At 70.1% G+C, this 2463-nt stretch carries 1 protein-coding gene; it reads right to left on the bottom strand.

Annotation, left to right across the window (positions count from 1 at the left end):
- Positions 1-43: 43 nt before the first annotated feature.
- On the bottom strand, positions 44-2463 hold a 2420-nt coding region (locus tag ACFVJS_RS27520; RefSeq protein WP_378886724.1), incomplete at its 5' end, for a M36 family metallopeptidase.

Below are 2463 nucleotides of genomic sequence, written 5' to 3'. Positions count from 1 at the left end.
GTCCTGACGCATCGGCGTCAGGACCGGCTCACCGACGGTCTCGCTACGGCGTCAGGTTCGGCACCGCGTTGAACACCTGCAGCTCCGAGATCCGTACGAAGTCGGCGAACGCGCTGTTCTCGCCACAGTCGGTCGCAGCGTTGGGGTCGTTGTCCTGCTCACCGGCGTAGAGCGGGTTGCCGGTGCACTGGCTGTCGACCACCTCGATGCGTACGTGCGTGGCCTTCGTCGGCGGGATCGCGAACGATCGCATGTTCAGCTTCGGCGAGGTCGGCCGGAACCTCCCGGCCGGGAACGCGTCCGCCGGGCTGCGGTAGGCCTCCTGGAAACCCTCCCCCGTCGCACAGTCCGAGACGGTGTCATCGCAGGTCAGGATGGCGAAGGACCGCAGCGCACTGAACCGGTTCTGGGTGCCGTCGTCGACATCGCCCGCGATCGCCGGACGCAGCAGCGCCGAGACGTTGACCTGCTTGATTGTCTGCGGGTCGGTGCCGGCCAGGTCCACGGTGACCTGCTTGCCCCGGACGCCATCACGCGAGGCCCAGTTGGTGCCCTCGGTCTCGTCGATCAGCTTGTCGAGGTTGATCCCGTCGCCGCTGGCGCTCGCACCCGCCGCCGAGGCGGCGAGGTTCCGCGGCATGTTCAGCTTGAGCGCGCTGCTCGATCCCGCCGGGAACGCCTTGGTGAACCGGTGGGCTCCCGTGCCCGCGCCGACCGCGACGAACCGGAAGGACGTGCCGGGCAGGATCGAGAACGTGTCGCCGAGCTCGGTGGCCGGATCGGTGTCGGCGACCGGCGTCGAGCGGGCCTCGTAGTCACCGACGTAGAGCTTGACCGGGCCGGTCACGTTGCCGACCGGGCGGAGACGTACGGTCGCGTTCTTGGCGTAGGCGGAGGCGAAGGACGGCACCGGGTCGGTGTCGGCGCCCGAGGTCGAGGTCGCATCCCGCCCGAGGCCGGACTCGGCGAACGCGTTCCAGAGGATGTCCTGGTTCCTGCCGCCGAAGCGGACCAGGTCGGCCGCCAGCATGTTGTCGCGCATGTCGACGAAGCTCGGCTGGCTGGTCGCCTGCAGCAGGAACGAGTCGAACATCAGCTGCACCCAGCGGCGCCCGCCGGGGCACTCGGTGGCCTCGACCTCGCCGGCGGCGCACTGCTCGTTGAGCGCCTTCGAGCCCTCGCCGTAGCGCTTGACGAAGGCCTTGCGTACCCGGAGCTGGGTCGCCGACCAGATCTCGCCGTCGGCGTGCACCTGCGGTCCGACCAGGTCGTAGCCGACGTCGGAGTAGTTGAGCGGGCTCCTGTCGAAGGCGTAGGACCGGATGCCGTTCTCCTCGTTGCCGGTCACGTACGCACCGGTCACCCACGGCGAGACGCCGGGCGCGCGATAGCCGGACTCGAAGAGATACTCGCCGGCGATCAGGTCACCCCACGACTCGCCCATCGCACCACCCTGCGGACCGCCGACCCCGGCGTCCGGCCCGGCGATCATCCGGTTGGTGATCGCGTGGGTGTACTCGTGGCCGATGACGGTCATGTCGTAGTCACCGTCGACGCACGGCGGGTACGCACCGCCCGCGACCGGCTGCCACAGGTACATGTTGGTCGTCGGCGGGACGCCGTCGCGACCGGTGCCCTGGTTGGCGTTGTTGCGGCTGCCGGAGATGGCGCCCGACTGCGCGCGCCCGATCTCGGGGTCGCCCGCTCCGGTGGCACCGCTGAGGTTGACCCGCTGCATGTTCCACGCGTCCTCGGTGAAGCCGAGGTGGTAGGAGAAGTCGTGCATCCGGTTGTGCATCGCGAACAGGTTGCTGACCGCCGCGTCCGCGTCGTTGCGCTGCTCGCTCTCGAACACCGCCGGGTCGCACTTCGACTTCGCCCACTGGTCGGTGAACGCGTAGTGATAGTTGCGGTCGGTGGCCGGCACCGGACGCTTGTCGCTGCTCGCGTCGGTCCAGCGGATCACGTTGTCGGCCGAGTTGCCGGCCGTGGTGTTGGTGGTCTCGCCGGTCAGCAGGTCGAGGTCCCAGGGGTTGCCGCCGGCGGCCTCGCTCACGGCCCGCGCACAACCGGTGATCGGCGTGACGCACCACTGCACTCGGGTGTCCTGGCCGTCGGCCGGCGGGGTCGCCGGGAAGACCGACCAGGTCGGGTTGTCGGAGTCGTGATCGACGTCGTCGGTGCGGATCAGCACCTCACCGCTGCGCGCGTCGACGAAGGAGGTGTAGGCCTCAGGCTCGGCGCCCTCGGTCGAGGAGAAGACGACCTCGTACGCAGCGCGGGGCCCGTCCACGGTCGGGACCGCGACCTCGCGGACCGCCGGCTCGCCGGCCTCGCCCGCGGCCATGTTCACATCGGCGAGCGCCTTGGCGACGGCCTCGCTCTTCGAAAGCGTCGCAGCGGCCGGCGCCGAGGTTCGTCGATGGTGGCCTGGGTCGCGGCCCCTGCCGGGACCATCACCCC

Origin of the sequence: Nocardioides sp. NPDC057772 (genome assembly GCF_042798075.1) — a bacterium.
Taxonomy (GTDB): domain Bacteria; phylum Actinomycetota; class Actinomycetes; order Propionibacteriales; family Nocardioidaceae; genus Nocardioides.
The sequence above is the reverse complement of the archived record's forward strand: the minus strand, read 5'-3'. Positions and strand labels throughout refer to the sequence as shown.